Below are 21,534 nucleotides of genomic sequence, written 5' to 3'. Positions count from 1 at the left end.
CGGTGTTATCAGCACCGAGCCGAGACATCTATCGGGCTAACGGAACGCCGCTGGGCGTAACTTGAGCCGCGTCGGTCCCTGGGACCCCGTTGGTTCGGAACCTCGACGGTGGCGGCGGCGCGAGTTCGTGGCGGTCTCCCCAAATCACCGAACGTGGCACCCAGCGCAACGGGCTGTCGTCGGGTCGGAGCGGAGCGTTGTAATCGACCGCCTGCTTGCCCAGTACCGCCTGTTTGCCCAGGACCACCACCATCTGATGTCGGTCGAGCGTGTTGCCGCACCGGCGGTACTGATCGAGCACCCATGGCCATTCACGGCAGAGCCACGCGGTCGACTCGGCAGTCGCCATCGCCGTGAAACCCGCAACCACCCAGTGCACCCGGACGACGCCGTGAGCGTTCACCGGTACGCGGGCGATGATCGCGTGGTCGAGGCATTCGGTGTCGTCGGTGATGCGGCGAAACGGCACCTGCGGCGCGTCGTCGGACGTGATGGTGAGTTCCTGCCACCGTGCGTCCGAGGCGACGTCGTCGGTCATGCGGATTTCGAGCGTGTCGGTCTCGCCGTCGTTGCTGGAGGTAAAGAGGTTGCTCGCGTCTGCGACCGCATGGGTGTAGGGCGAGAACCCGGCCCCCACGCCGAACCCGCTGAAGCCCTGAATGCTCGAGGCTCGCCGAGCCACGCCCTGGTGTTGTAGCGAGGGAAAGGCCACGGTAACGCCGCGGCTGGCCAACAAGGCGGTGACCGCGATCAGCGCGGCCACGTCGTCTTCGGCATGCCACCAGTGCACGCCGGTTGGTTGAATCCCCCGACGCTCGAATTCCGACGGGAGATCAGGGGACAACAGCGGCAGGAAGCCGCGAAAATCGCGTCGTCCGGCGAAGAGTTCGACGGTGTTCGACGTTTCGAGCCCGAACAGCGCCCGAAACTCCTCATCGCTCGGGGTTGCCCGGAACATCCCGGTGTCGATCCGGTGCAACAGATCCGCGACGACCGGGTGCTCGCCCACGGCGAGGTGGTCGTGCTCCTTGAGCCACCGTCGGGCCGCGCCCTCGGTGCCGCGAAGCGACTCGGATCGATACCAGGCCTCCAGCATCGTGGTGGTCAGTTGGGCGTACGCGTGCAAGAGGTCCATCAACCAGATGCGGTTGTTGCCTCGGATGTCGGAAGCCCTCGTGATCTGCGGAGCGAGGAGGCTGGCCAACTCGTCCGCCAATGCCTGGGTTTGGCTCGACGTCTGAGGCGTTGCGACGGTGGAGGCGAGGGCGACGAGCCGGTGAGCGTCGGTGGTGACCCTCGAATCATCGGGACGGTGGGCGACGGTGGCGAGGCGGGCGAGATCGATCCGCTCGCCGTGGCCGAGGGCACCGATTCCCGAGTTGGCCACGATCCGCCGCCAGTCCTCACGACGAGGGGTTGCCTCGGCAAGCGATCGTTTGCCCGCCAGCTCCATTGTCGCGTTCGGGCAGCGCGTGAGGCGCTGAAACGCTAGGGCGGGGTCACCAGGATTCCCGGCGCCGGGGTCGTCGAACCGGGCAACGGGCGTGCTCAGCGCGTCAACCAGCGTCGCAAGATGAATGGAGTTCGCGTGTTCTCGGGCCGGTCCTTGCCGCAGTGGAACTCCGTCCAACGTCGCCGAATACGACAAAACGCTCAGCCTCATGGCCGACCCTCCGAGTTATCGCCAGCGGCCATCGCCGCCATCCCAGTCGATGAGACCGTATCGCCCAGACGGCGCGCCGTGAGGTCGCGCGGAGTCGAAAGAAAGGCGCCCATGCCGGTTCCCTATTTAATACAGTGAGTGCTTGAAATATTCGTGCCGATCGGGGGTTCTCGAAATGGCCAGCTACTACATCGCGTTGAGTCTGCATATTCTCGGTGCGACGATCTGGGCCGGCGGGCATCTGGTGCTTGCCGTGGCCGTCCTTCCGGATGCGCTCCGCCAGCAGCGCGCATCGATCGTCACCGAGTTCGAAAGCCGCTTCGAGCGCATCGGGCTGCCCTCGTTGGCGCTGCAGATTCTCACCGGACTCTGGCTTGCCGAGCATCTGCTCGGAGGTCCGGGGAACTGGTTCGCCGGCGACGCGGTCGCACGTACGGTGCAAGTCAAGCTCGCGTTGCTCGCCATCACCGTCGGGTTGGCCGTTCACGCCCGGTTCCGGGTCATCCCAAATCTCAGCGACGACACCCTGCCGACCCTGGCCTGGCACATTCGCGTCGTCACGATCGCTGCGGTGCTGTTCGTCCTCGCCGGTGCGAGCATCCGCTTCGGCGGCTATCCGGTCTTCGATCGCTGACGCCGGCGACCGTAGCTCAGCCGAGTCGGCCGCTCATCCAGTTGATCCTGTCGGTCAACCAATTCACGAGGAACGCGTCCTTATCGTTCGAGGTGACGGTGCGCTTCCATCTGCCGGCGTCCATGAGGCGTGCGGTGGAAATCGGCTCGGCCGTTTCTGGAATCTGCGCGACGACGGTTTCGAGTGCTGGCCGGAGTTCGGCGAAGCGAGCGGCGGTCTGTGCGCGCAGCGCCGGATCCTCGAACAGGCGCGGGATCCACTTGCCGAAGACCGGCAGGTTGATCCACCAACCGGTCGCTGGCCAGCCGGGCGAGTGCTCGTTCTTTGTGCCCATGGACAAATCGAAGTCCCAGACGGGTCCGAACGTGAGCTTCCCGTTCCTGGGTTTGGTCAAAAACGTGCTGGCCCACGCCGCATCCTGCTGTCGGGTCAGCTCGGCGATGATGTACCAGTCGATGAAGGCGTCGACGTCGAGGTAGGAGCGAAAGCCGGTGACGGGATCGGCGAACGTCGGGCTGAGGGTCGCGGCCTCGAACGCATTGAAGTAGGAGCGGATGTACGCGGCCTGTTCGTGGGCGGGTGGGTCCGGCTCCTTGATCGCAACCTTGACGCCCTCTCCCGACACGAAGCCGGGCTCAACCGCGGTATCGAGGCGGAAGTCGAATTCCAACATGTAGCCCCCGGTCAGCGCCTCGCCGGAGTTGTCCGTCGGACCCATCTCGTCGAGTTCAACGCGACCGGAGTCGACCTCCACCTGCTCGCCGAGCATGTAGAGGCCGTCATAGCGGCCGTTCAAGATGACTTCTACGTAGCGGTACGTCGGGGTGAATGAAAGGTCGGTCTGTCGACTCAGGTCGAATGCCAACTCGGTGCGCAGGTGACTGGGGTCGTAGAAGTTGGCCAACAGGATCCAATCCCGGTTGGTGGTCATCCCCATCAGGCTCGATTTCGTCGACAGCTTCAGTCGGTAGGGCTTCTTCGGGGCGCCCCACGTCGAGTTGCCGCTCCTCGAATCTGGGTGGTTCCGGAGTACGCGGCATCGCCCGACCCATTGGGGTCGATAGTCATCGAGGCATTGACGTACAACTCGCGGCCGATCGCTACTTCATGTTCAGTATTGATCCGCACCACGGGCAGCGTCATGTCGGCGAAGAAGAACGAAGTACCACTCGACGATTCACCGGCCGATCCGTCGGTATCGAGGTAGCGCACCCGTGCCCAGTAGTGCCGGTTCGGCGTCAGGCCCATCGTGGCGACCACCTCCGGTACTTCGGTGGTCTCGGAGGTTGACGTCGACGTTTCCGACGGCCGCCACTGCCACTCGTAGCCGGTGGCGTTCGGTTCATCGATCCCCCACGTCAAGGTGACCGATTCGTCGCCATGGTACGCGCGAGGCGCTGGCGGTGACGTGTCTCCGGGCCCCGGGTCTGACGGGGTTCCGCCGCCGGAGTTGGGGGCACATGCGGCGGTGATTGCCGCGATGATTCCGATTGCGAGCCGGCGAACCCGCCGGCGCTTCGAATCGCTTCGGGTTTGGGTCGTTTCCGTCATGGCACGGCCCCACAGTGCTCGCAGTTGTTTGGAATCAATGTGTGAGACCAGACGTCGGTTTCTCGTCGATATCGGAGGTGATATATCTCGCGTTTCGCAACCTAGCTATGCGCGTTGGGTTGCGCCAGGGAAATATCTAAGACAGCCGCCTTAAAGTGGTAAATAGAGATGAGACGGAAGCCTTATATCGCTTGAATATGTCCCGGATTTGGACGTGTTGGAAGAGTCTGGTCGGGCCGCAGCGGTACGCTGGGCGGGTGACACTTCGAATCGGGGTATGGGGACCGGGCCACGTGGGGCGGGCCGTCATTCGGGCACTTCAGGAGGACCCTCGGTTCGATCTGGAGATCGTGAAGGCGCGCCGAGACAAGCAGCGGTCGTTTTCCGATGTGGCCATCACCACCTCGAAGGACGAGGTGATCTGACTCGGGCTGGATTGTGTCGTCGTCACCCCGTCAGCAGCGGCGGTCTTCAAGGGACTCGACGACGACGTGATCGACCTGCTCGAGTCCGGCACCAATGTCGTTGCAACCGCCGCCTACCACAACCCGTGGATGCAGAACTGGGCGTCGGGTGGCCGGGCATCGGCTCGGCGGCTGCTCGAGGCGTGCAAGGCCGGTGCCGCGACGCTGCACGGCACGGGAGTTCACCCCTCCTACATGGTCGAGCGACTGGTGCTGACCATGTGCCAACCACTCGACAGCGTGAGCCACATCCGGTTCGTCGAGGCCGCCAACTTCCAGGGCGCCCCCGGCGACATGTGGGGTGGGCTCGGTGCGATGGGCTTCGGGGTCGACATCGACGAGATCGGTCCTCAACATCCGGTGGCCGCAGGAGGCGATCTCTACTACGGCGATGTCATCGGCAACGAGACGATTCGGCGCGGCACAGCGGGAGCGGTCCACCTCGTGCACCGCGGCTATCTCGGAGACCACCATTTCTTCACCAACGAAGAGTGCTGGTACCTGCGCGACGCGGTGACGTTTCGGGGGGACGATCTCCCCTTTGGCGGATTCACCACCTCCGCCTCCTACACGATCGAGATCACCGGCGAACCGGCGAATCTGCGTTCACAACTCGAGTTTCAGCCGACACTCAAGGGGCGCGACGCGATCACCAACGGATCGGTACGCGCCGTTCTCGCCGCCATCCCGGCCGTATGTGCCGCGGAGCCAGGCATTCTTGTGGACGACTCGGCCCCCAGCTACCGGTTGATCTCCGCCGACGACTGACCTCCACCGACGACTGAGCCCCGCCGACATCTGAGGTCCTGCGCGAGGGAGGCCTGCGCGACCGAGGCCCGTCAGCGGGCGAACTCGGCGAACCGTTCACGTAGCTCCGCGGGGTTGAGCCCGAAGTCCTCGGGGGAGTAGCGGTGCGTTCCCTGTGCATGTCGGGGGTGTGCCGCGTTGAAGTCGGCGACGAAAGCCTCCAGGTCGGCCGGGGGTTCCCGATCGGCCGCGGCGTACACCCGATCGAGGGTGCCCGCAGGGTCGGAGACGAGATCGCCGTAGTCGACGTCAAGCATCGTGATGGTGCTGGCCAAGGCGCTGGTGCGCAACTCGTGCGCCCGGCGCATCCACAGCTCGGTCTGATCGCTCTGAAACCGTCCGACGTCTCGGGGGTCGACGTCATCGCTGTAGGTGGAACGGAACACCGCGAACAGGCTGGCTCCCGACGCGATCGTCTCGACGATGTCGCGATGCAGAATCACCACGACCGCGCCGGGAAACGCCTGAGCGAGCGCACCGAGCTCCGCGAGGTGTGGGGGAGCCTTCAGCACCCAGCGGCGATCGTCGCCGTCGCCGAGCACGCCCAGCACCGACGCGTAGTCCCGATAGGACGGACCCAGGTCCTGGCCCGCAAGCCACTCGGAGTACGACTCGAGCCGGGTGGTCGCCGAGAGTGACCAGCTTCGAAGGTCGGCTCCCATAGCGAGCCCGCATTCCTCGGGCAGCCGCGCCCCGGAATCGTGAATCGCTCGTAGCGTGGGGTTGAGGACATGCAACATGTCGTGGGCTGCGGCGCTGGCATCGATGCGCCGCTCGCGTTCCTCGCCGCTGAGGCTCGCCATCGACATCGGTTCGGCGAGTTCGGCTGGCAGCGGCGCGCGCAAGTGGGGATCGGAGGCCAGGAGCCGAAACAGAAACGTCGTTCCGCTGCGCCACCCGCCGGTGATGAAGATCGGTGGCGTCGGCGGGCGATCGGCGACGTTCGGGTTGGCTTCGCGAAAGCGCGAGAGCGCCACCCCGGAGCGAAGACGCGAGACGGCGGTGCGCGCTGCCATCGCCATTCCGAACGCGTTGAGCCGTCCATCCTCGCTCGCCGATTCCACGTAGCGTTCGAGGCCCTCTCGCCAGCCGGCGGCGAACCGTTCGGTGTCGCCATCTCGGCGGGCTGCGACGCTCGCGAGGTGATCGGCGTCGAGCAGATACCGATCCGGACGCGCCAGGCGGCCCTGGTCGGCAGCGGCGATCGCAGCGCTCGCGGCGGCGGTTCGTTCGGGCGGTTGCCACATGGTCAACGCTCCCTCAGGTGTTCGATCGGGCACCGTCGAAGGTGCGGTAGCGGCGGCTCGACGGCGGGTTGCAGGAACCGCATGACGAACAGCCCGAACGAGCGGCCCTCGGTGTCGAGCCAATCGCCGGAGCCGTCGGGGTCGTCACCGGCGAGGATGAATCGGTAGGCGCCGTCGCTCAGGGTGGCGGTGGCGCCGGTGTAGGACACGGTGCGCGCCCGGTAGTCGAGTGAGTTGAGGAACCGGTCGTACAACATCACGTTCCAGTAGCGACACGGCGGTGGTGTGCCCTCGATCACGAGCGCCTCGCCTGGCTCGAGTTGCCACGAGCCGCGAAGGTAGTGAATGCCGGGTTCGGTGAACGCCGCGCCGCCGGCCATCTCGGTCCAGTGGCGCACGGTGTTCGGTGCGTTGAAGTCATCGCTGGTGGCGGCCGCCCAGATGGCGGGAAACGCCGCCAGTCTTTCGCCGAGGCGGGTGAGTTTGGTGCCGAATCGTTCGCTGTCGAGCGACCTTGCGGGCGGCGGAGGGGAATCGAGGGGATCGATGAGACACCAGCCGTGTGTCTCGTTGGCAACGTCGCGGTGGAATTGTCGGACCCACACTGCGTTCGCGCGAGGCGGCAAGGCGAGCCAGTCGGTGCCGTCGCCCGGGTCCTCGCTGGACATGGTGATGGTGAACGCACCGTCGTCGGCGAGTCGGATCGTGTCGGAGTCGAGGCGTGCGCCGGCCGATGCGTCGAGGGTCCCCGACGAGGAGTAGGCCGTCACCGACATGTACACCGCATCGGCGATATTGCCGGTGATCCGGTAGCGGCGGTCGTCGCGGACGTCGGCCACCCAGTAACGAAAGTCAGGATTGTCCATGAACATCTTCTCGCGCCATCCGTTGAAGGCGACGAGTTCGGGGCGATCGCGGTCGACCTCGAAGCGCCCGAGCTGATTGGTCAAGCCGCGCAGCAGTGCTCGAAACGCGTCCGATTGGTCGTCGGCCTCACCGGTTTCGGCGAGGTTCGCCACCTGGTCGCCGGCCGAGCGCAGCCCGTCGACCAGTGCGGTCCAGCCTCGGTGGTGTTCGGCCGGTTGGGCGGGTTCGGCCGGTTGGGCTGGGCCTGCGAGCGCGTCGGCCAGCGCGTCGAACTGATCGAGGAGGCGTTCGGTGGGGTAGCGGTCCGGATCGGCGAGTCGGAGTCTGACTAGTTCGTCCGCGGCGGCCTGCAGCATGCGCGCGGTCAGATCGGCATCGGCGTCACCGATTCGTCGTTCGACCATTCCGGCGAGCTGTGTTCGCAGCAGCGCTCTGCCCGTTGCGAGGTTGTCGCTCAGGCTGCGCGGCCCGACGTTCGGGGCGATGAAAAACATTCGCCACGTCGCCGGGTCGGCGTCGACCGCGTCGAGCACATGGGCCATTGAGTCGCGCAGCGTTCGCGCCCCGGTGGCCGTTCCCGTCGTGTCGATGGCTGCCGCCGCCCGCAGTGTCGAGCGTTCGACGAGCGCCTCGAGCATGCCCTCGAGGCCGCCGAACTGTTGGTAGAGCACCGTGCGGGTGACATCACACGCCGCCGCGATGGCGTCGATGGACACGGCCGGGAAGCCCTCGGCGTCGACCACGGCGGCGCATGCGTCGAGGAGTTGGTCGCGGCGTGCTTCAGCGCTGAGCCGACGTCGTGGGGTCGCTGCCATGGCGACACGCTAGAGACCCCACCCGTATCTTTCAATATGTAAGTTGAGCGGTTCGGTCAGATGGGCATCGCGACCCCGAGGTCGGCGGCCTTCTTGGCAGCTTCCTCGGGGAACACGTTCTTGATGATGAACGGGTCAGAGGTGATGGAGTAATCCGCCGCCAGGTGTTTGGTGTAGCGGTCGATGTAGAGCAACTGCTTGGCGATCAGCACCAGCTCGCGGGGTACCGATGCGTTGTAGGTCTTGAGCATCTTCACCGACTCGGTCACCAGCGCCCCGATGTCGACGCCGCCAAAGCCGTCGGCCAGCATCGTTCCCAAGACGTTGGTCAGGAACATCGACAGCTGAGTGTCGTCGCTGAATTCCGCCGGGATGGCGCCAACACGGCGGTACGACTCCACCACCCGGCTGAAATCGAGGTCGATGGCGCAGGTGTAGAACAGGTCCTTCATGAGGTCCTGCCACTCGCCGGACAACTCGCCCATGATCCCGAAATCCAGGAAACAACCCCGGCCGTCGTCGAGCACCCAGATGTTGCCGGCGTGCATGTCGCCGTGAAACGGGCCGTGGATCATCGCCGCTTCGGCCCACACCTTCGCGCCGCGGCGCACGACGAGTTGCAGATCGAGCCCCCGTTCGGCGAGTTCGTCGAAACGGTCCATCGGCATGCCGGAGACCCGTTCCATGCAAATGGTGCGACGGCCGCAGAAGTCCCAGTACACCTCGGGTGCGGTGATCATCGTGTTGTCGCCGAAGGCCCAGATGTTGGAACGGAACCGATCCTGCTGCCACCCCTCGCGCACCGGGTTGAGCTCCTGGAACGTCACCGAATGGAGGTCTTCGATGATCGCGACGGCGCCGCTCGCCTTACCCCAGGGGGTCTTTTCGAACAGCCAAGCGACTCGGGCCGCGTTGCGGAGGTCGCCCGCCATCTGCTCGCGGATACCGGGGCGCTGAACCTTGACGACGGCCTCGCGGCCGTCGTGGAGCGTCACCGCGTGGACCTGGCCAATCGACGCTGCGGACAGTGGCTCGTCGACGAACGCCGCGAACACGCTTTCGATCGGATGCCCGAGGTCCTCGGCGATCGTCGCCCTCGCGACCTCGGCGGGAAACGTCGGCACCTGGTCGAGGCACCGACGTGCGGCGGCGACCAACTGGTCGGGAAACAGCGCACCGGAGGACGCGATGATCTGTCCGAGTTTCACAAACGTCGGCCCGAGGCGGATGAATCCGTCGATCAGGCCGTTGCAGGCCGCATCGATGAGGCCGGCGACGGGCTCGGTGGACGGGGTGCGACCGAGCTTGACGCTGACGGTTCGGCCGACGATGCGCAATCCGCGCCGCGCGAGCGCGTTCAGCGTGGACGTGGCGATGACGAAGAACACGACGATGAGGCGCGCCACGTCGCCGAGGCGGAACTCGTGAAGCGGCGGCGCGTCGACCTCCAACATGTCGGGGGTCGGCCCGTTGCTGAGTGGGCCGCGAATCGAATCGTTCATGGTGGTCGCCTCTCAGTGCGTCGACTCGGCGACCACCGGTGTCGCGGCGGTCGTGCGAGAGAGACTCTATCTGTGGGCGTCGCTGAGGTCAGGAGGCAAACCGCGACGACCGTCCGCCCGTCAGGGTTGAGCGTCGACGCGATGTTTGTCGACCCCGGCGCTCGTGGCGCCCGCGCGTCCGGTAGGAATGTGGCCAACGGCGCGGCGATCCGAGGAAGGGGTGACATGGGCGATCGAGGCAGCGGACGCGGACAACTCGCGGGCAGGACGGTGTTGGTGACCGGTGGGAACGGCGGCATCGGCTTGGCGCTGGCGACAGGGTGCGCTGCGGCCGGTGCCGACATCGTGTTGTGGGGCCGCAACGACACCAAGAACCACGCTGCGGTCGACACGCTGCGAGCGCTTGGGTGGATGCATGGTCCTTCCTCTGCGACGTCGCAGATGAGGACGTCACCGAGCGGACGTTCGCGGCGTCGGTCGAGGCCGCGGGTGGCCGTATCGACGCCGTGTTCGCCAATGCCGGAACGACCGGAATCGGCGGCCAGTTCACCGATATGGACTTCAGCGAGTGGCGTCGCGTGATGGCGACGAACCTCGACGGCACGTTCCTGACCCTGCGCGCCGGTGCGCGCCACCTGGTCGAACCGGCGGCAACGGCGCGCTGGTGGCGGTGTCGTCGACCTCAGCGATGCACGGCGCCGGTGGCAACGAGGCGTACGGCACCTCGAGACCGCCTTGGTCGGACTGGTGCGCGCCCTGGCCGTGTCGCTCGGTCACCACCAGATCCGCGTGAATGCCCTCCTGCCGGGCTGGACGAAGACAGAGTTGGCGGGGCCCGCCTATGACCACGAGCGGTTCCGCAACGGGATGATCCGTCGCACGCCACTCAGCCGTTGGGCTGAACCGAGCGAAATGAGCGCGGCGGCGGTGTTCCTGTGCGACCCGGCGACCAGCTTCCACACCGGCGACGCGCTCGTCATCGACGGCGGCTACACCGTCTTTTGATTTTCGAGCAGCGACGCCACGCCTCACCGAAGAGGCCTCCGAGCTGGTTCCGGTTTGTTGGTATTCGCGGCGGCGCGAATGGTTCTAAGAGTCATCTCGATCGTGGTCAGTCGGGTCCAGCGTCTCTGCATTCGCTTCGAGGCAGGCTTCGTCGACACCGCCGTTGAGAAGCGTGTCAATGTCGGGAGGCGCCGTTGATACATCAAGGTCATATTTCTCGATGAGGAACCGCTCGCGATATGCGAAGGAAGCCGCGGTACCGACCTTCCGCATCAGCGCGTAGTTGAACGTGGCCCCGAGCCCAATGCCGGCGATCGGAAGTGCCTGAGCGAGCTTCTTCTTAGTCAGGGTGGCGCTGAGTTTCGTAAACAGGCCCTGAACTAGCTTGACGATGAACTCCTCACCGAGCTCCTTCCAACCAGCGCGTCGGGCGACCATCATCGCCACTTGCCGGACTTGGATCATCGCTGTTTGCTTTGCGGCACTCTCACCCACGATGCCGAGGCTGATGACAGCGAGTAGCACCGCCTTCTCCTCTTCTTCGCGTGCGTCGTAGCCGTAGTATCCGGCGTAATGGGTAGCGACCCTCGCTGCCAGGGCGATGGTAGCCACGACGTCGCCTGCCAGCGCGCTCCCGACGGCCATGGCGCCTGGAGCGGCGCCGACTCCCGCTGTGCCGACGATCGCTGCCGATCCCCCACCAGCCACGAAACCCGAACCAGCGCCGGTGACTGCAGAGGCGGCCGCGTACCGCAGGTTCAGTCGAGGGCAGGCCTCATCGATGACCTTGAGGTCAAGATTGCGCAGGTCGGAAAGTTCGTGGACATCGGCACCAGTGCGGCGCACGGCCTCGAGGATTCGTTCACGTCGCAACGACGACGCGACGGCGTCAGTGATGGCCTAATTCCTTCGCTTTATCACGAACTGTTTCGGGGACACGACTTGGCTTGGCATCTGCAGTCTGCCACCGCTGTATCGACTCCCAAGCCTGGCGTTCATAGGGACTGAGCTCGCTCAAGTCCAAGACGTACGTCAACTCACCCACTCTTGATCCTCCGAGCTGACTCGGGCTTCGCGGCCCTGCGGACTGTACCCGGCTCTTCGTGGCACGATCACTGTTTGCTCCATTTTCGCCAGAGAACCGCGCCAACTGCTGATGCTCGTCGGCGACGCCAACTTCGAGTCGTCCACGTCAACTACGTGCGCAAGATCACCGGCGTCATGCGCTCGAGCTGTCGACCACGGGGGTTCGGCAGCTGCGAAGCGGCAGGGGCCGAGATCGGCGGTGTCGAATCGAGCCGTGCATCTCTGGTGCGGCTTAGCTGCATCACTGATGCTATAATGAACCCATGAGGACTACGGTGCGGCTTGATCCAGAGGTGGTGGCGGCGGCCGAGCAGCTGCGTCGCGAGCGCAACATCGGCCTTGGTGAGGCCGTCAACGAACTCGCCCGTGCGGGATTGGCGCGAGAGCTGCCGCCCACCAAATTCCAGCAACGTACCGCCAGCGTGGGGTTGCGCATCGACGTCACCGACATCGCCGACGCTCTCGAACTCCTTGATGAAGTCGTCGCCGACGGGTCCGAGCGGTGATCGTCGACGCCAATGTCCTGATCTACGCCGTTGACGAACAGTCACATTTCCACGAGGTTGCTCGCTCGTGGCTCGAAGACGCGTTGAACGGCAACGAGCGTGTCGGGTTGCCATGGGTGTCGTTGATGGCGTTTCAGCGGATCATGACTCATCCCCGTGTGAGTGCGAACCCGTTGAGCCCCAGGGATGCGTGGGGGTTCGTCTCGGACTGGCTCGACATCGCGCAGGTGTGGGTGCCCGCTGCTGGTCAGCGCCATCGCGACATCCTCAAGCGTTTGCTGATCGACGGCGATCTGCGAGCGAACCTCGTGACCGATGCACATCTCGCCGCACTCGCCATCGAGCACGGGACCAGCATCTGCTCGTTCGACAGCGACTTTGCCCGGTTTGGCGGGCTCCGCTGGATCAATCCAACAGATCTGGCTGGTGGCTTTGGACGGTCATGAGCGCTGTGACTGTCTCCGCTGCACTGGTTTGGGTACCCGGGGGGTGCGGTGTGAAACGCGGTCGCTCGATCGACCTCATGAATCGCGGGTTTGAGCCGAAAGGCAGGGTTGCATTTCGTAGCCCATGGGCTCAACGTCCCCCCATGAAGTGCTCGCTGAATCTTGGAGCCTTCACCTCTTCGGGGTGGGGGCGACCGCACCTCACCCGAGAACCCGAGGCAGGGTCGGACGCACCGGAGGCGGCGCCGGAGCCGTCGGCCAAGCGCGTGCTCGTGCTCAGCGGCGGCGGGATCTTCGGAGCCGCCCAAGCGGGAATGCTGCAGTCGCTCGCGGAGCATTCGACGTGGAGGCCCGACGTCATCGTGGGGACCTCGGCCGGAGCGCTCAACGGCAGTTGGGTCGCCCACGACTTCACCGCTGACGCGACCAAGGCACTGAGCGACATCTGGTCGCACTTCGATTCCCGTGGAGTGTTCCCCCAGGGCGTGCTGTCGCAGGCGCTCAACCTGGTGCGGCGGCGCCCCTCCGTGCAGGACGGGGCGAAGCTCCGATCGCTCATCTCGGACCTGTGCCCGATCGAACGGCTTGAGGACCTGAGGATCCCGCTGCACGTGTCGGCGACGAACATCCTCACCGGACTACCGCACTGGTTTGATGCGGGCTTTGCCCGCGACGTGCTGTATGCGTCGGCCGCACTCCCGGCGATCGTTCCGCCGGCGGTCATCGACGGAATGAGTTTCGTCGACGGAGGAGTGGTGGCAAACCTTCCGGTGCAACGCGCGGCTGAGCTCGGAGGCGATTCGATCCTGTGCCTCGACGTCTCCGCGGCGGGCAACGACTCGGTTCCTCGAACCGCGCTGGGCATGCTGACCCGCAGCTTCTCGATCGCCCTGAACGCGGCGACCGACGCCATCGTCGACGCAGCGTCGATCGATCGTCAGCTCTGGCGGGTCCGGCCGACGATCGATCCGTCGCTCAACACCAGCGACTGGCGCGCCTGTTCCCGGCTGGTCGAGGCTGGGGCAGAGTCGATGAAGGTGTGGCTCGACCACAACGCAGAGCAACTTGAACCGGTCTCCGAGCCCAGCCCGGCCGCGGCCTCCGGCCCGGTGATCGATCTGCGGCGCCACGAACATCCCGTGTTCCAGCGCTTCGCGAGGCGGGCCGTAAGCTGACGTTCCATGCGCGCCGTGGTCATCCAACATCTCGACGTGGAGGGCCCCGCGCACATCGCCACCGCACTCGACGCGGCCGGTGTCGAGGTCGACGTGATTCGGGCCGATCTCGGCCAACGCATCCCTGAGGACCTCGATGGCATCGACGGGCTCGTCGTGATGGGTGGTCCGATGTCGGCTCGTTCCGACGACGGATTCCCGACCCGCGGCGCCGAGATCGCGTTGCTGCGCCAGGCGCTCGATCGTGAGGTGCCGACCCTCGGCGTGTGTTTGGGCGCCCAACTGCTGGCCGCCGCTGCGGGAGCCCGAGTGATCGCCGGCCATGGCCTCGAGGTCGGCTGGGGCGCCGTCGAGGTGCTTGAATGCGCCGTCGACGACGACCTCTTCTTCGGTCTCGACGGGCATCTCGATGTGCTGCACTGGCACGGCGAGACCTACTCGCTGCCCGCGGGGGCGATCCACCTTGCCCGATCGCAAGCGTATGAACAGCAGGCCTTTCGGGTCGGCCGTTGTACCTGGGGTCTGCAGTTCCACCTCGAGGTCGGCGTGGACGAGGCGACCCGATTCATCGACTCGTTCCCCGACGAGGCCGACGCTGCGCTCGGCGGTCGGCACGGGGTGCGTGAAGGCTGTGGCCCGGCCGTCGAGGCGTTGGCCCCGGTGCGCGACCTCGTCGTGGCACGCTTCGCCGCGCTCGTGGCGAGACGGTGAACGACCGCCGTTGAGCCGCCCAGCGCCGACGCGTTTCCCGTATCAATCCAAGCCTCGTTATGGCAGGATTCGAATCCTTGGAACTCTCCTCTCGAACACTGTCTGCGACGACCGAGCGGCTGGCGGCGATGGCGCGAAACGCGCTCGAGGTGGCGCGCTTCGGCGGGCTCGACACCGGTGAGGAATCGTCGGCGTACACCGTCGTGCACGAAACCCCGCTCTATCGCCTCCGCCGCTACCACGCGGATCGCGACTCCGGCCCAAAGGCGAAACCACGGCCGTCGGTCGTGCTCGTGCCTCCGATGATGCTGTCGGCCGACGTGTTCGATGTGAGCCCGGTGACGAGCGCGGTTTCGCTCCTGGCCGGTGACGGAATCGACCCCTGGGTGATCGACTTCGGCGCTCCGGAACACGAGCAGGGTGGCATGCAGCGCACCCTCACCGATCATGTGCTTGCCATCTCCGACGCCGTCGAGTTCCTGAACGGGTACCTCGGTGCCGAGGTTCATCTCGGCGGCTATTCCCAGGGCGGCATGTTCTGTTATCAGGCGACGGCGTATCGCAGGTCGGAGGGGATCGCCAGCATCGTCACGTTCGGAAGCCCGGTCGACCTGCATGGGATGATCCCGTTCGGCATCCCAGATGAGGTGGCACTACGAGTGCTGGAATTCGTGGGTGACAACGTGTTGTCCCGCACAGCGCTGCCGGCGTGGGCGAGTCGCACCGGGTTTCGCCTCCTCGACCCGGTCAAGGCCGTGCGCCAACGCCTCGACTTCGTTCGCCAACTCCACGACCGCGACGCGCTGTTGCCGCGGGAAGGCCAGCGGCGGTTTCTGCAACAGGAAGGGTGGGTTGCCTGGCCGGGTCCGGCCTTGGCGGAACTGCTGAGCCAGTTTGTGGCCCACAACCGGATGCTTGCCGGCGGGTTCGTGATCGACGGCCATACCGTCACCCTCGCGGACGTGACGTGCCCGCTGATGTGCTTCATCGGCACGAACGACGAAATCGCTTCGCCGTCGGTCGTTCGTGCGATCCGGCAGGCCGCCCCGCTCGCCGAGATCTATGAACATGAGCTTGTGGCCGGTCATTTCGGCCTCGTCGTGGGGTCGCTCGCGATGAAGACGACCTGGCCGACGACCGCCGAATGGTTGCATTGGCGTCAAGGAACGGGCGCGAAGCCAGCCACGATCATCCCGTTGGACGACGACCGCACCACCGAGGGGAACTCGGTGCGCGCGGCATCGTTCGTCGGCGACGTCGCCCAGGGGATGACGACCGCCGCGACCCTCGGGCTCGAAACGGGACGATTCGTGGTGCGCAACGCGGGGATGAGTGCGATCGGCCTACGTGAACTCGTCAGCGAGGCGGCCCAGCAGCTTCCTCGACTGGCCCGCCTTGAACGGGTGCGGCCCTCGACTCGGATCTCGCTCGGTCTCCTGCTCGACGAACAGGCCTCGAGTTCCCCCGAGGGCACGGTCTTTCTGTTCGAAGGGCGCAGCGTCAGCTATGCGGATGCCAAACGTCGTATCGACAACGTGGTGAGCGGCCTGATCTCCCTCGGCGTTCGCCAGGGGGAACACGTCGGGGTGTTGATGGCAACCCGGCCTTCGGCGCTCATCGTCGTGGCTGCGCTCAACCGGATCGGCGCGATCGGTGTGCTGCTTCGCCCCGCGGGCGACGTCGCCGCAGAAATCGGTCTCGGCGGGGTCAACAAGGTGGTGGCCGACCCCGAACACGCAGCGCGGGTCGCCGGACTGGCCGAGGTGGCCACCTTCGTTCTCGGCGGCGGTGGCGCTCCGCGCGACCTCGGTCTCGACGTGGTCGACATGGAGCGGATCGATCCCGATGCGGTCGCCGTCCCCGCGTGGTACCGGCCGAACCCTGGGCTGGCCCGAGACCTGGCGTTCATCGTGTTCACCGGCGAAGGCAGCCGCACGAAAGCCAAGTGGCTCACCAACGGCCGCTGGGCGCTCTCGGCGTTCGGAACGGCGACGGCGGCATCGCTCGGCCCCGCCGACACGGTCTATGGGGTGACGCCCGTGCATCATCCCGCCGGTCTACTCACGGCCATCGGCGGAGCGGTCGCCGGTGGCGCCCGACTGGCGATGACGACCCATTTCGACCCGGCGACCTTCTGGGACGAGGTTCGCCGTTACGGCGTGACGGTGGTCTCCTACACGTGGACCCAGGTTCACGACCTCGTCGAGGCCCCGGAACATCCGCTTGAACGCGGCCATTCGGTGCGGCTGTTCGTCGGCTCGGGAATGCCGGTCGGGTTGTGGCGTCGGGTCACGAGCCGTTTTGCTCCCGCAGGGGTGCTCGAGTTCTACGGGTCCACCGAAGGCGAGGCGGTGTTGGTGAACCTGTCCGGGGCCAAGGTCGGCTGCAAGGGACGCCAACTGCCCGGCAGCGCCAAGATCAGCCTCGCGGCCTATGACCAGGAGGCGGGTCGGTTGGTCCTCGGAGAGGACGGGTTCGCCCTGCGATGCCCTCGCGGTGAGGTGGGGATGTTGTTGGTCGCGACCGAACGCAACACGGCGATCACGACCACTCCGTTGCGCGGTGTGTTCTCCAGCGGCGACTCGTGGCTGATGACCGGAGACCTGTTCCGACGCGACGACGACGGAGACTTCTGGTTTGTGGGCGACGGATCCGCCCCGATCGAAGACTCGCTGTACGGGGTCGCGGGCGTCGACCTGTGCGTCGCCTACCGGGTCGGCGACGACTCGGTGGCGGCGGTGACCATGCGCCCGGGGACGCGGTTGTGCGCAGACGCGCTCGCCGGGGTCGAGGTGTCCTATGTGCGTGTGGTCGACGGGATTCCTCACACCGACTGGTGGCGTCTGCAGGCCAACAAGCTCCGCGATCAGGGAATCGTGACCTCGACCCGTCGCCGTCCGGTGTTCGCCCGCCAACCCGATGGCACCTTCGTCGAATACACCCGGGAGCGCGCCGCGAGCGCCTGATCGACGTCGGTGTTGAGGTGGTTCGCTCCGTGGACGAGTTCGACTATGTGGTCGTGGGTGGAGGTTCGGCGGGCTGCGTCGTAGCCGGCCGCCTCAGCGAGGATCCGACGGTGCGGGTGTGTCTACTCGAGGCCGGCGGGGAGGGCCGCGACGTTTTGATCCGGGCCCCTCTCGGGTTCGCAGCGGCCATGCCTCGGGGCATCAACAGCTGGAACTATTCGACGGTGCCCCAACCTGGGTTCAACGGGCGGCGCGGGTTCCAACCGCGCGGCAAGGCACTCGGTGGGTCCTCCACGATCAACGCGATGATCTACGCCCGCGGGCACCGCAGCGACTACGACGAGTGGCTTGCCCTCGGCAACCCGGGTTGGGGCTACGACGACGTCCTCGAGTACTTCAAGAAATCCGAGTGCAACGCCATCCACCGGGACTCGCCATTCCACGGCACCGATGGCCCGCTCCACGTGACGAATCTGCGCAGCCCGAGCCCCCTCAACGACGTCTTCCTCGAGGCATGCCAGGCCCACGGAATCCCGTTCAACCCCGACCTGAACGGCGCCGACCATCACGGCTGCTACCACGTGCAGGTCACCCAGAAGGACGGCGAACGCCACAGCACCGCGGCCGCGTTCATCCACCCGAACCTCGACCGCCCCAACCTCGATGTGCGCACGGGAGCGCACATCTCCCGGGTGCGCTTCGACCAACGACGCGCGACCGCGGTCGACTACGAGCGCGGCGGACGGCGCGAATCGGTCCGGGCTCGCCGCGAGATCATCATGTCGGCTGGGGCGTTCGGAACCCCGCAGATCCTGATGGCGTCGGGAATCGGCCCCGGCGCTCACCTGCAGGAACTCGGCATCTCGACGATCCTCGACCTCCCCGGAGTCGGACAGAACCTTCAGGATCACATCTCGGCGTTACTCATCTATCGGGCCAAGATCCCCGACCACACCGTGGGGATCTCCCCGGTCGGCGTGGCACGCCTGCTCAAGGGAATGTGGGACTGGCGCTGCCATCGACGCGGCGTGATCACGAGTTGCGCAGCCGAGTCGGGGGTCTATTACCGCACCAGCCCCGACGTTGAGGTCTCCGACATGGAGATGGAACTCATCGTCGGCATCGGCGACGACCACGGCCGCAAGCTCCATCTCGGCCACGGCTATTCGGCCCACCTGCTGTTGGCTCGCCCCAAGAGTGTCGGCGAGGTTCGCCTCGCCAGCCCCGACACCCGCGTGGATCCGCTGATCGACCCCCGTTATTTCAGCCACCCGTACGACATGGAGACGCTGATCAAGGGCACCCAGATCGCGCTCGACATCATGAACAGCGCGCCGTTCGATCCCTACCGTGGCGAGATGTTGATTCGCTATGACCGCAACGATCCGCACCAGATCGAGCAGACCCTGCGCCAACACGCCGATACCGAATACCACGTGTGTGGAACCGCGAAGATGGGCCCGGACAGCGACGCGATGGCGGTGGTCGACGCGTCGCTTCGGGTCCGCGGCATCGAGGGGCTGCGAATCGCGGATGCGTCGGTGATGCCCCGGGTCCCGAGCAACAACATCAATGCGCCGGTGATCATGATCGGTGAGAAGTGCGCCGACATGATCAGAACCGGCTAGCTGGATCACGCGTCGTCGTTGTCCAGCGGGGCGATGATGGCCGCGACGGCGGCGTCGAGGCGCCGTCGTACCTGCGGGTTCACCCCGTGGGCCTGTTCGGCCCTCGCCGCGCTGAGCAGTAGTCCGGCGAGCAGATCGACCGTGCCGTCGATCTGCTCCGGCGGTGTTCCGACCGCTTGAAGGACCTCGCCGACGGTTCCCATCATCGTGCGGTGCAACGAGCTGATCTCGGCTCGGGTCTGCGCATCGAGGTTCGGGATGGCCTCCATGAGCGGAGCGACGAGTTGGTGTTCGGGGCTGTTGGCCCATTCGAGGAACGCGTGTCCCCACCGTTGCAGTCGCATCACGGGATCGTCGTCACCAGCGGTCACCGCGCTCCACGCACTGGTGATGTCCGGTACCGCTCGCCGATACCACTCGACGAGGAGGTGGGTCTTGTCGGGGACATATCGATACAGCGAGCTGCGGGCCAGGCCGACCTTCGCGGCGACGTCTCCGAGGCTGACCTCGGCGAAGCCGCGGGTGGTGAACAACTCGACGGCGGCGTCGAGCACCGCAGCGCGCTGCTGGTCGACGTGTTCGGCGATGGTGTCGGCTTTGATCCGTGGCACGATGCAAGCCTCACACAGTGCGGGCGAATTCGTGGAGGCGGCCTCCCTCGAGGCGCAGATGCCGGTCGGCGTGTGCGAGCGCTGCGGTGTCGTGGGCCACGATGATGGTGGCGATGCCATTCGCGGCCGCCGCACCGGCGAGAAGCTCAGCCACCACCGCAGCGCGCTCGGGGTCGAGCGAGGCGGTCGGCTCATCGGCGATGAGGACGCTCGGGGAGGCCATGAGCGCTCGGGCGATGCCCACCCGCTGACGTTCACCGCCCGACAGCTGCGAGGGCAGTTGGTTGGCTCGATCCGCCAGGTCGACCGCAGCGAGTGTCTCGAGCGCGCGTGCTCGCATGGTCGAGGGTTTCTCGCCTCGGATGTGGCCGACGAGTTCGAGTTGTTCCACCGCGGTGAGGGATGGCAACAGGTTGGCCGACTGATAGACGAACGCCAGGTGGTCGCGACGTACGACGGTGCGTTGGCGCTCCGAGAGCGCCGAGGTGGGGATTCCGGCGACGGTCACCTCGCCGGAATCGGGACGGCGCAGCAGGCCGGCGATCGTCAACAGGGTGGACTTACCGGCACCGGACTCGCCGGAGATCACCACGATCTCGCCCGGCGAGACGCTCAGGTCCAGGTCGTCGAGCACGACGCGCACGTCGGGACCATCCGGGTAGGCGACTCGCGCCTTCGACACGACGAGCGCGCTTGGCGCGTTGCCGGGGTGGGAGGTCGCGGGTTCAGTGTTCGAGGAGAGGCTCATGATTCGACTCCGAGGGCGATGGCCGGTTCGATTTGGGTGATTCGGCGGAAGGCGACGAGGCTGCCGAGAACTCCGGCGACCACGAGCGATCCGGCGACGGTGGCGATCGCCGCCAGGTTGAGTTCCACGGGGGCGCCGCTGCCGCCGACCAGGGCGATCAGGGCGGCGCCGACGAGCACCCCGGCGGCGGTGGCGAGGGCGACGAGGATCGTCATCTGGCCGATGCCGTCTCGTAGCACGTAGGCGTTGCTGGCTCCCATCGCCTTGAGCAACCCAATCTGGCGGGTCCGCTGTACGGTGAGCACGGTGAAGAACGCCCCGATGACCAGCGCGGAAATGACGAGCAGGAACGAGCGGATCAGGCTCATCGTTGTCGTCTCGGCGGTGAAGCCGGGGGATCCGGCGTAAGCGGCTGACTTGGTGATGACCTCGACTCCGGCCGCCTTGGCGGCCGCGTCGATGTCGGCCTGGTCGCCGCCCTTGAGCGCGACCGCCGAGAACCGGCCCTTGGCGCTGTCTCCGAACTGAACGCGCTGCCACGTCTCGAGCGAGGTGAACGCGATCGGTGCGTGTCCGTAGGTGCCGGCGAAGGTGAATCCCAACACGGGGAGTTCGATGTCGGATCCGACGAGGGTGTAGCGATCGCCAACCTTGACGCCTTCATCGGCCAGTTCGCTGCCCAGGATGAGGCCGGGCTCGCCGTGCAGCGCATCGCTGGCGTCGTTGCGTGTGACCAGGAAGCTTTCGGGGGCGATGCCGAAGAGGGCGAGGTCGAGGCTCAGCCCGCCGTTATTCGCCGCCGCGTTGACGAAGCTGGCCCCGAGCGGCGTCACCTCGACCCCGTCGAGCTGTTCGAACGGCTCGAGTACCTCGGGTTGCAGCGCGGAGCGGCTGAAGGTTGCCTGGGCGCCTTCTTGGAGCGCGAGCCGATCGAGCGGCAACGCACGCAGCCCCGAGATGCCGTCGGTGACCAGGCCGGTGGCCAGTCCCGACAGCACCGTTGACAGAACCGCTACCAGCGCGATGACCGCGCCCAGCAGCGCGAATCGGCGACTCCCGCGCCGTAGGTCACGTAGTGCGAGAAACATCACATCTCCATCTT

At 66.2% G+C, this 21,534-nt stretch carries 22 protein-coding genes; 11 read left to right on the top strand and 11 right to left on the bottom strand.

From position 1 onward, the window contains the following. Positions 1-28: 28 nt before the first annotated feature. Complete coding sequence (locus tag M9952_10565; protein ID MCO5313358.1) at positions 29-1,663, bottom strand: hypothetical protein; 1,635 nt, start codon at positions 1,661-1,663, stop codon at positions 29-31. A 142-nt stretch (positions 1,664-1,805) separates the two neighbouring features. Between M9952_10565 and M9952_10560 the strand changes: the two genes are divergently transcribed. Further along, positions 1,806-2,297, top strand: coding sequence for a CopD family protein (locus tag M9952_10560; protein ID MCO5313357.1), 492 nt, complete (start codon positions 1,806-1,808; stop codon positions 2,295-2,297). A gap of 16 nt (positions 2,298-2,313) precedes the next feature. On the opposite strand, the gene M9952_10555 is transcribed toward M9952_10560, so the two are convergent. Beyond that, a complete protein-coding gene (locus M9952_10555) occupies positions 2,314-3,255 on the bottom strand; it encodes a CotH kinase family protein (GenBank protein ID MCO5313356.1) in 942 nt (313 codons plus the stop codon). 2 nt (positions 3,256-3,257) lie between these two features. Next, positions 3,258-3,848 (bottom strand): hypothetical protein, encoded by a 591-nt coding sequence (locus tag M9952_10550; GenBank protein ID MCO5313355.1) that lies wholly within the window; start codon positions 3,846-3,848, stop codon positions 3,258-3,260. A 257-nt stretch (positions 3,849-4,105) separates the two neighbouring features. Between M9952_10550 and M9952_10545 the strand changes: the two genes are divergently transcribed. Both M9952_10545 and M9952_10540 read left to right on the top strand, forming a co-directional pair. Beyond that, entirely contained in the window at positions 4,106-4,273 is a 168-nt protein-coding gene (locus M9952_10545) for a hypothetical protein (protein MCO5313354.1), read from the top strand. Between the two features lie 66 nt (positions 4,274-4,339). Beyond that, positions 4,340-5,080, top strand: coding sequence for a hypothetical protein (locus M9952_10540; protein ID MCO5313353.1), 741 nt, complete (start codon positions 4,340-4,342; stop codon positions 5,078-5,080). Between the two features lie 71 nt (positions 5,081-5,151). On the opposite strand, the gene M9952_10535 is transcribed toward M9952_10540, so the two are convergent. From M9952_10535 to M9952_10520, 4 genes are all read right to left on the bottom strand, one after another. Further along, positions 5,152-6,366: a sulfotransferase gene (locus M9952_10535; protein ID MCO5313352.1), complete on the bottom strand. Its 1,215-nt coding sequence runs from the start codon at positions 6,364-6,366 to the stop codon at positions 5,152-5,154. Between the two features lie 2 nt (positions 6,367-6,368). Then, positions 6,369-8,048, bottom strand: a complete 1,680-nt coding sequence (locus M9952_10530) for a DUF1214 domain-containing protein (GenBank protein ID MCO5313351.1) — start codon at positions 8,046-8,048, stop codon at positions 6,369-6,371. A gap of 56 nt (positions 8,049-8,104) precedes the next feature. Beyond that, complete coding sequence (locus M9952_10525) at positions 8,105-9,550, bottom strand: AarF/UbiB family protein (protein ID MCO5313350.1); 1,446 nt, start codon at positions 9,548-9,550, stop codon at positions 8,105-8,107. Between the two features lie 120 nt (positions 9,551-9,670). Continuing rightward, complete coding sequence (locus M9952_10520) at positions 9,671-9,967, bottom strand: hypothetical protein (GenBank protein ID MCO5313349.1); 297 nt, start codon at positions 9,965-9,967, stop codon at positions 9,671-9,673. Between M9952_10520 and M9952_10515 the strand changes: the two genes are divergently transcribed. Both M9952_10515 and M9952_10510 read left to right on the top strand, forming a co-directional pair. Beyond that, complete coding sequence (locus M9952_10515; GenBank protein MCO5313348.1) at positions 9,854-10,132, top strand: hypothetical protein; 279 nt, start codon at positions 9,854-9,856, stop codon at positions 10,130-10,132. The two genes, M9952_10520 and M9952_10515, sit on opposite strands and share 114 nt — an antisense overlap. Before the next feature lie 42 nt (positions 10,133-10,174). Continuing rightward, positions 10,175-10,555 carry an SDR family oxidoreductase gene (locus M9952_10510; GenBank protein MCO5313347.1) on the top strand — a complete coding sequence of 127 codons (381 nt, stop codon included), beginning with the start codon at positions 10,175-10,177 and terminating at the stop codon, positions 10,553-10,555. 84 nt (positions 10,556-10,639) lie between these two features. Here M9952_10510 and M9952_10505 read toward each other — a convergent pair whose 3' ends face one another. After that, positions 10,640-11,401, bottom strand: a complete 762-nt coding sequence (locus tag M9952_10505) for an EcsC family protein (protein MCO5313346.1) — start codon at positions 11,399-11,401, stop codon at positions 10,640-10,642. Positions 11,402-11,904: 503 nt separating this feature from the next. On the opposite strand from M9952_10505, the gene M9952_10500 reads away from it, so the two are divergent. From M9952_10500 to M9952_10475, 6 genes are all read left to right on the top strand, one after another. After that, a complete protein-coding gene (locus M9952_10500) occupies positions 11,905-12,147 on the top strand; it encodes a hypothetical protein (protein ID MCO5313345.1) in 243 nt (80 codons plus the stop codon). Further along, a complete protein-coding gene (locus M9952_10495) occupies positions 12,144-12,593 on the top strand; it encodes a type II toxin-antitoxin system VapC family toxin (protein ID MCO5313344.1) in 450 nt (149 codons plus the stop codon). The genes M9952_10500 and M9952_10495 overlap by 4 nt, the downstream gene beginning before the upstream one ends. 143 nt (positions 12,594-12,736) lie before the next feature. Continuing rightward, positions 12,737-13,768: a patatin-like phospholipase family protein gene (locus tag M9952_10490; protein MCO5313343.1), complete on the top strand. Its 1,032-nt coding sequence runs from the start codon at positions 12,737-12,739 to the stop codon at positions 13,766-13,768. A gap of 6 nt (positions 13,769-13,774) precedes the next feature. Beyond that, positions 13,775-14,479 (top strand): type 1 glutamine amidotransferase, encoded by a 705-nt coding sequence (locus M9952_10485; protein ID MCO5313342.1) that lies wholly within the window; start codon positions 13,775-13,777, stop codon positions 14,477-14,479. A 59-nt stretch (positions 14,480-14,538) separates the two neighbouring features. Next, entirely contained in the window at positions 14,539-17,445 is a 2,907-nt protein-coding gene (locus M9952_10480) for an alpha/beta fold hydrolase (protein ID MCO5313341.1), read from the top strand. A gap of 29 nt (positions 17,446-17,474) precedes the next feature. Continuing rightward, the gene (locus tag M9952_10475) at positions 17,475-19,073 is read left to right on the top strand and encodes a GMC family oxidoreductase N-terminal domain-containing protein (protein MCO5313340.1); all 1,599 of its coding nucleotides are present in this window, start codon (positions 17,475-17,477) and stop codon (positions 19,071-19,073) included. 5 nt (positions 19,074-19,078) lie between these two features. On the opposite strand, the gene M9952_10470 is transcribed toward M9952_10475, so the two are convergent. Genes M9952_10470 through M9952_10460 form a run of 3 tightly spaced genes read right to left on the bottom strand, consistent with a single transcriptional unit; the run spans position 19,079 to position 21,520 of the window. After that, positions 19,079-19,684, bottom strand: a complete 606-nt coding sequence (locus M9952_10470) for a TetR/AcrR family transcriptional regulator (GenBank protein MCO5313339.1) — start codon at positions 19,682-19,684, stop codon at positions 19,079-19,081. Between the two features lie 10 nt (positions 19,685-19,694). Next, positions 19,695-20,432 carry an ABC transporter ATP-binding protein gene (locus M9952_10465; protein ID MCO5313338.1) on the bottom strand — a complete coding sequence of 246 codons (738 nt, stop codon included), beginning with the start codon at positions 20,430-20,432 and terminating at the stop codon, positions 19,695-19,697. Next, on the bottom strand, positions 20,429-21,520 hold the full coding sequence (locus tag M9952_10460; GenBank protein ID MCO5313337.1) for an FtsX-like permease family protein: 1,092 nt from the start codon (positions 21,518-21,520) through the stop codon (positions 20,429-20,431). The genes M9952_10465 and M9952_10460 overlap by 4 nt, the downstream gene beginning before the upstream one ends. Positions 21,521-21,534: the final 14 nt, after the last annotated feature.

The organism is Microthrixaceae bacterium (assembly GCA_023957975.1).
Taxonomy (GTDB): Bacteria; Actinomycetota; Acidimicrobiia; order Acidimicrobiales; family Microtrichaceae; genus JAMLGM01.
This window is presented reverse-complemented; position numbering and strand designations above follow the sequence as displayed.

Excerpts from the sequence above, each read along its gene's own strand:
- M9952_10535 (MCO5313352.1), bottom strand. The coding sequence starts at position 6,366 with ATGTGGCAACCGCCCGAACGAACCGCCGCCGCGAGCGCTGCGATCGCC.
- M9952_10520 (MCO5313349.1), bottom strand. The coding sequence starts at position 9,967 with ATGCATCCACCCAAGCGCTCGCAGCGTGTCGACCGCAGCGTGGTTCTT.
- M9952_10530 (MCO5313351.1), bottom strand. The coding sequence starts at position 8,048 with ATGGCAGCGACCCCACGACGTCGGCTCAGCGCTGAAGCACGCCGCGAC.
- M9952_10500 (MCO5313345.1), top strand. The coding sequence starts at position 11,905 with ATGAGGACTACGGTGCGGCTTGATCCAGAGGTGGTGGCGGCGGCCGAG.
- M9952_10480 (MCO5313341.1), top strand. The coding sequence starts at position 14,539 with ATGGCAGGATTCGAATCCTTGGAACTCTCCTCTCGAACACTGTCTGCG.
- M9952_10465 (MCO5313338.1), bottom strand. The coding sequence starts at position 20,432 with ATGAGCCTCTCCTCGAACACTGAACCCGCGACCTCCCACCCCGGCAAC.
- M9952_10565 (MCO5313358.1), bottom strand. The coding sequence starts at position 1,663 with ATGAGGCTGAGCGTTTTGTCGTATTCGGCGACGTTGGACGGAGTTCCA.
- M9952_10485 (MCO5313342.1), top strand. The coding sequence starts at position 13,775 with ATGCGCGCCGTGGTCATCCAACATCTCGACGTGGAGGGCCCCGCGCAC.
- M9952_10490 (MCO5313343.1), top strand. The coding sequence starts at position 12,737 with ATGAAGTGCTCGCTGAATCTTGGAGCCTTCACCTCTTCGGGGTGGGGG.
- M9952_10460 (MCO5313337.1), bottom strand. The coding sequence starts at position 21,520 with ATGTTTCTCGCACTACGTGACCTACGGCGCGGGAGTCGCCGATTCGCG.
- M9952_10550 (MCO5313355.1), bottom strand. The coding sequence starts at position 3,848 with ATGACGGAAACGACCCAAACCCGAAGCGATTCGAAGCGCCGGCGGGTT.
- M9952_10525 (MCO5313350.1), bottom strand. The coding sequence starts at position 9,550 with ATGAACGATTCGATTCGCGGCCCACTCAGCAACGGGCCGACCCCCGAC.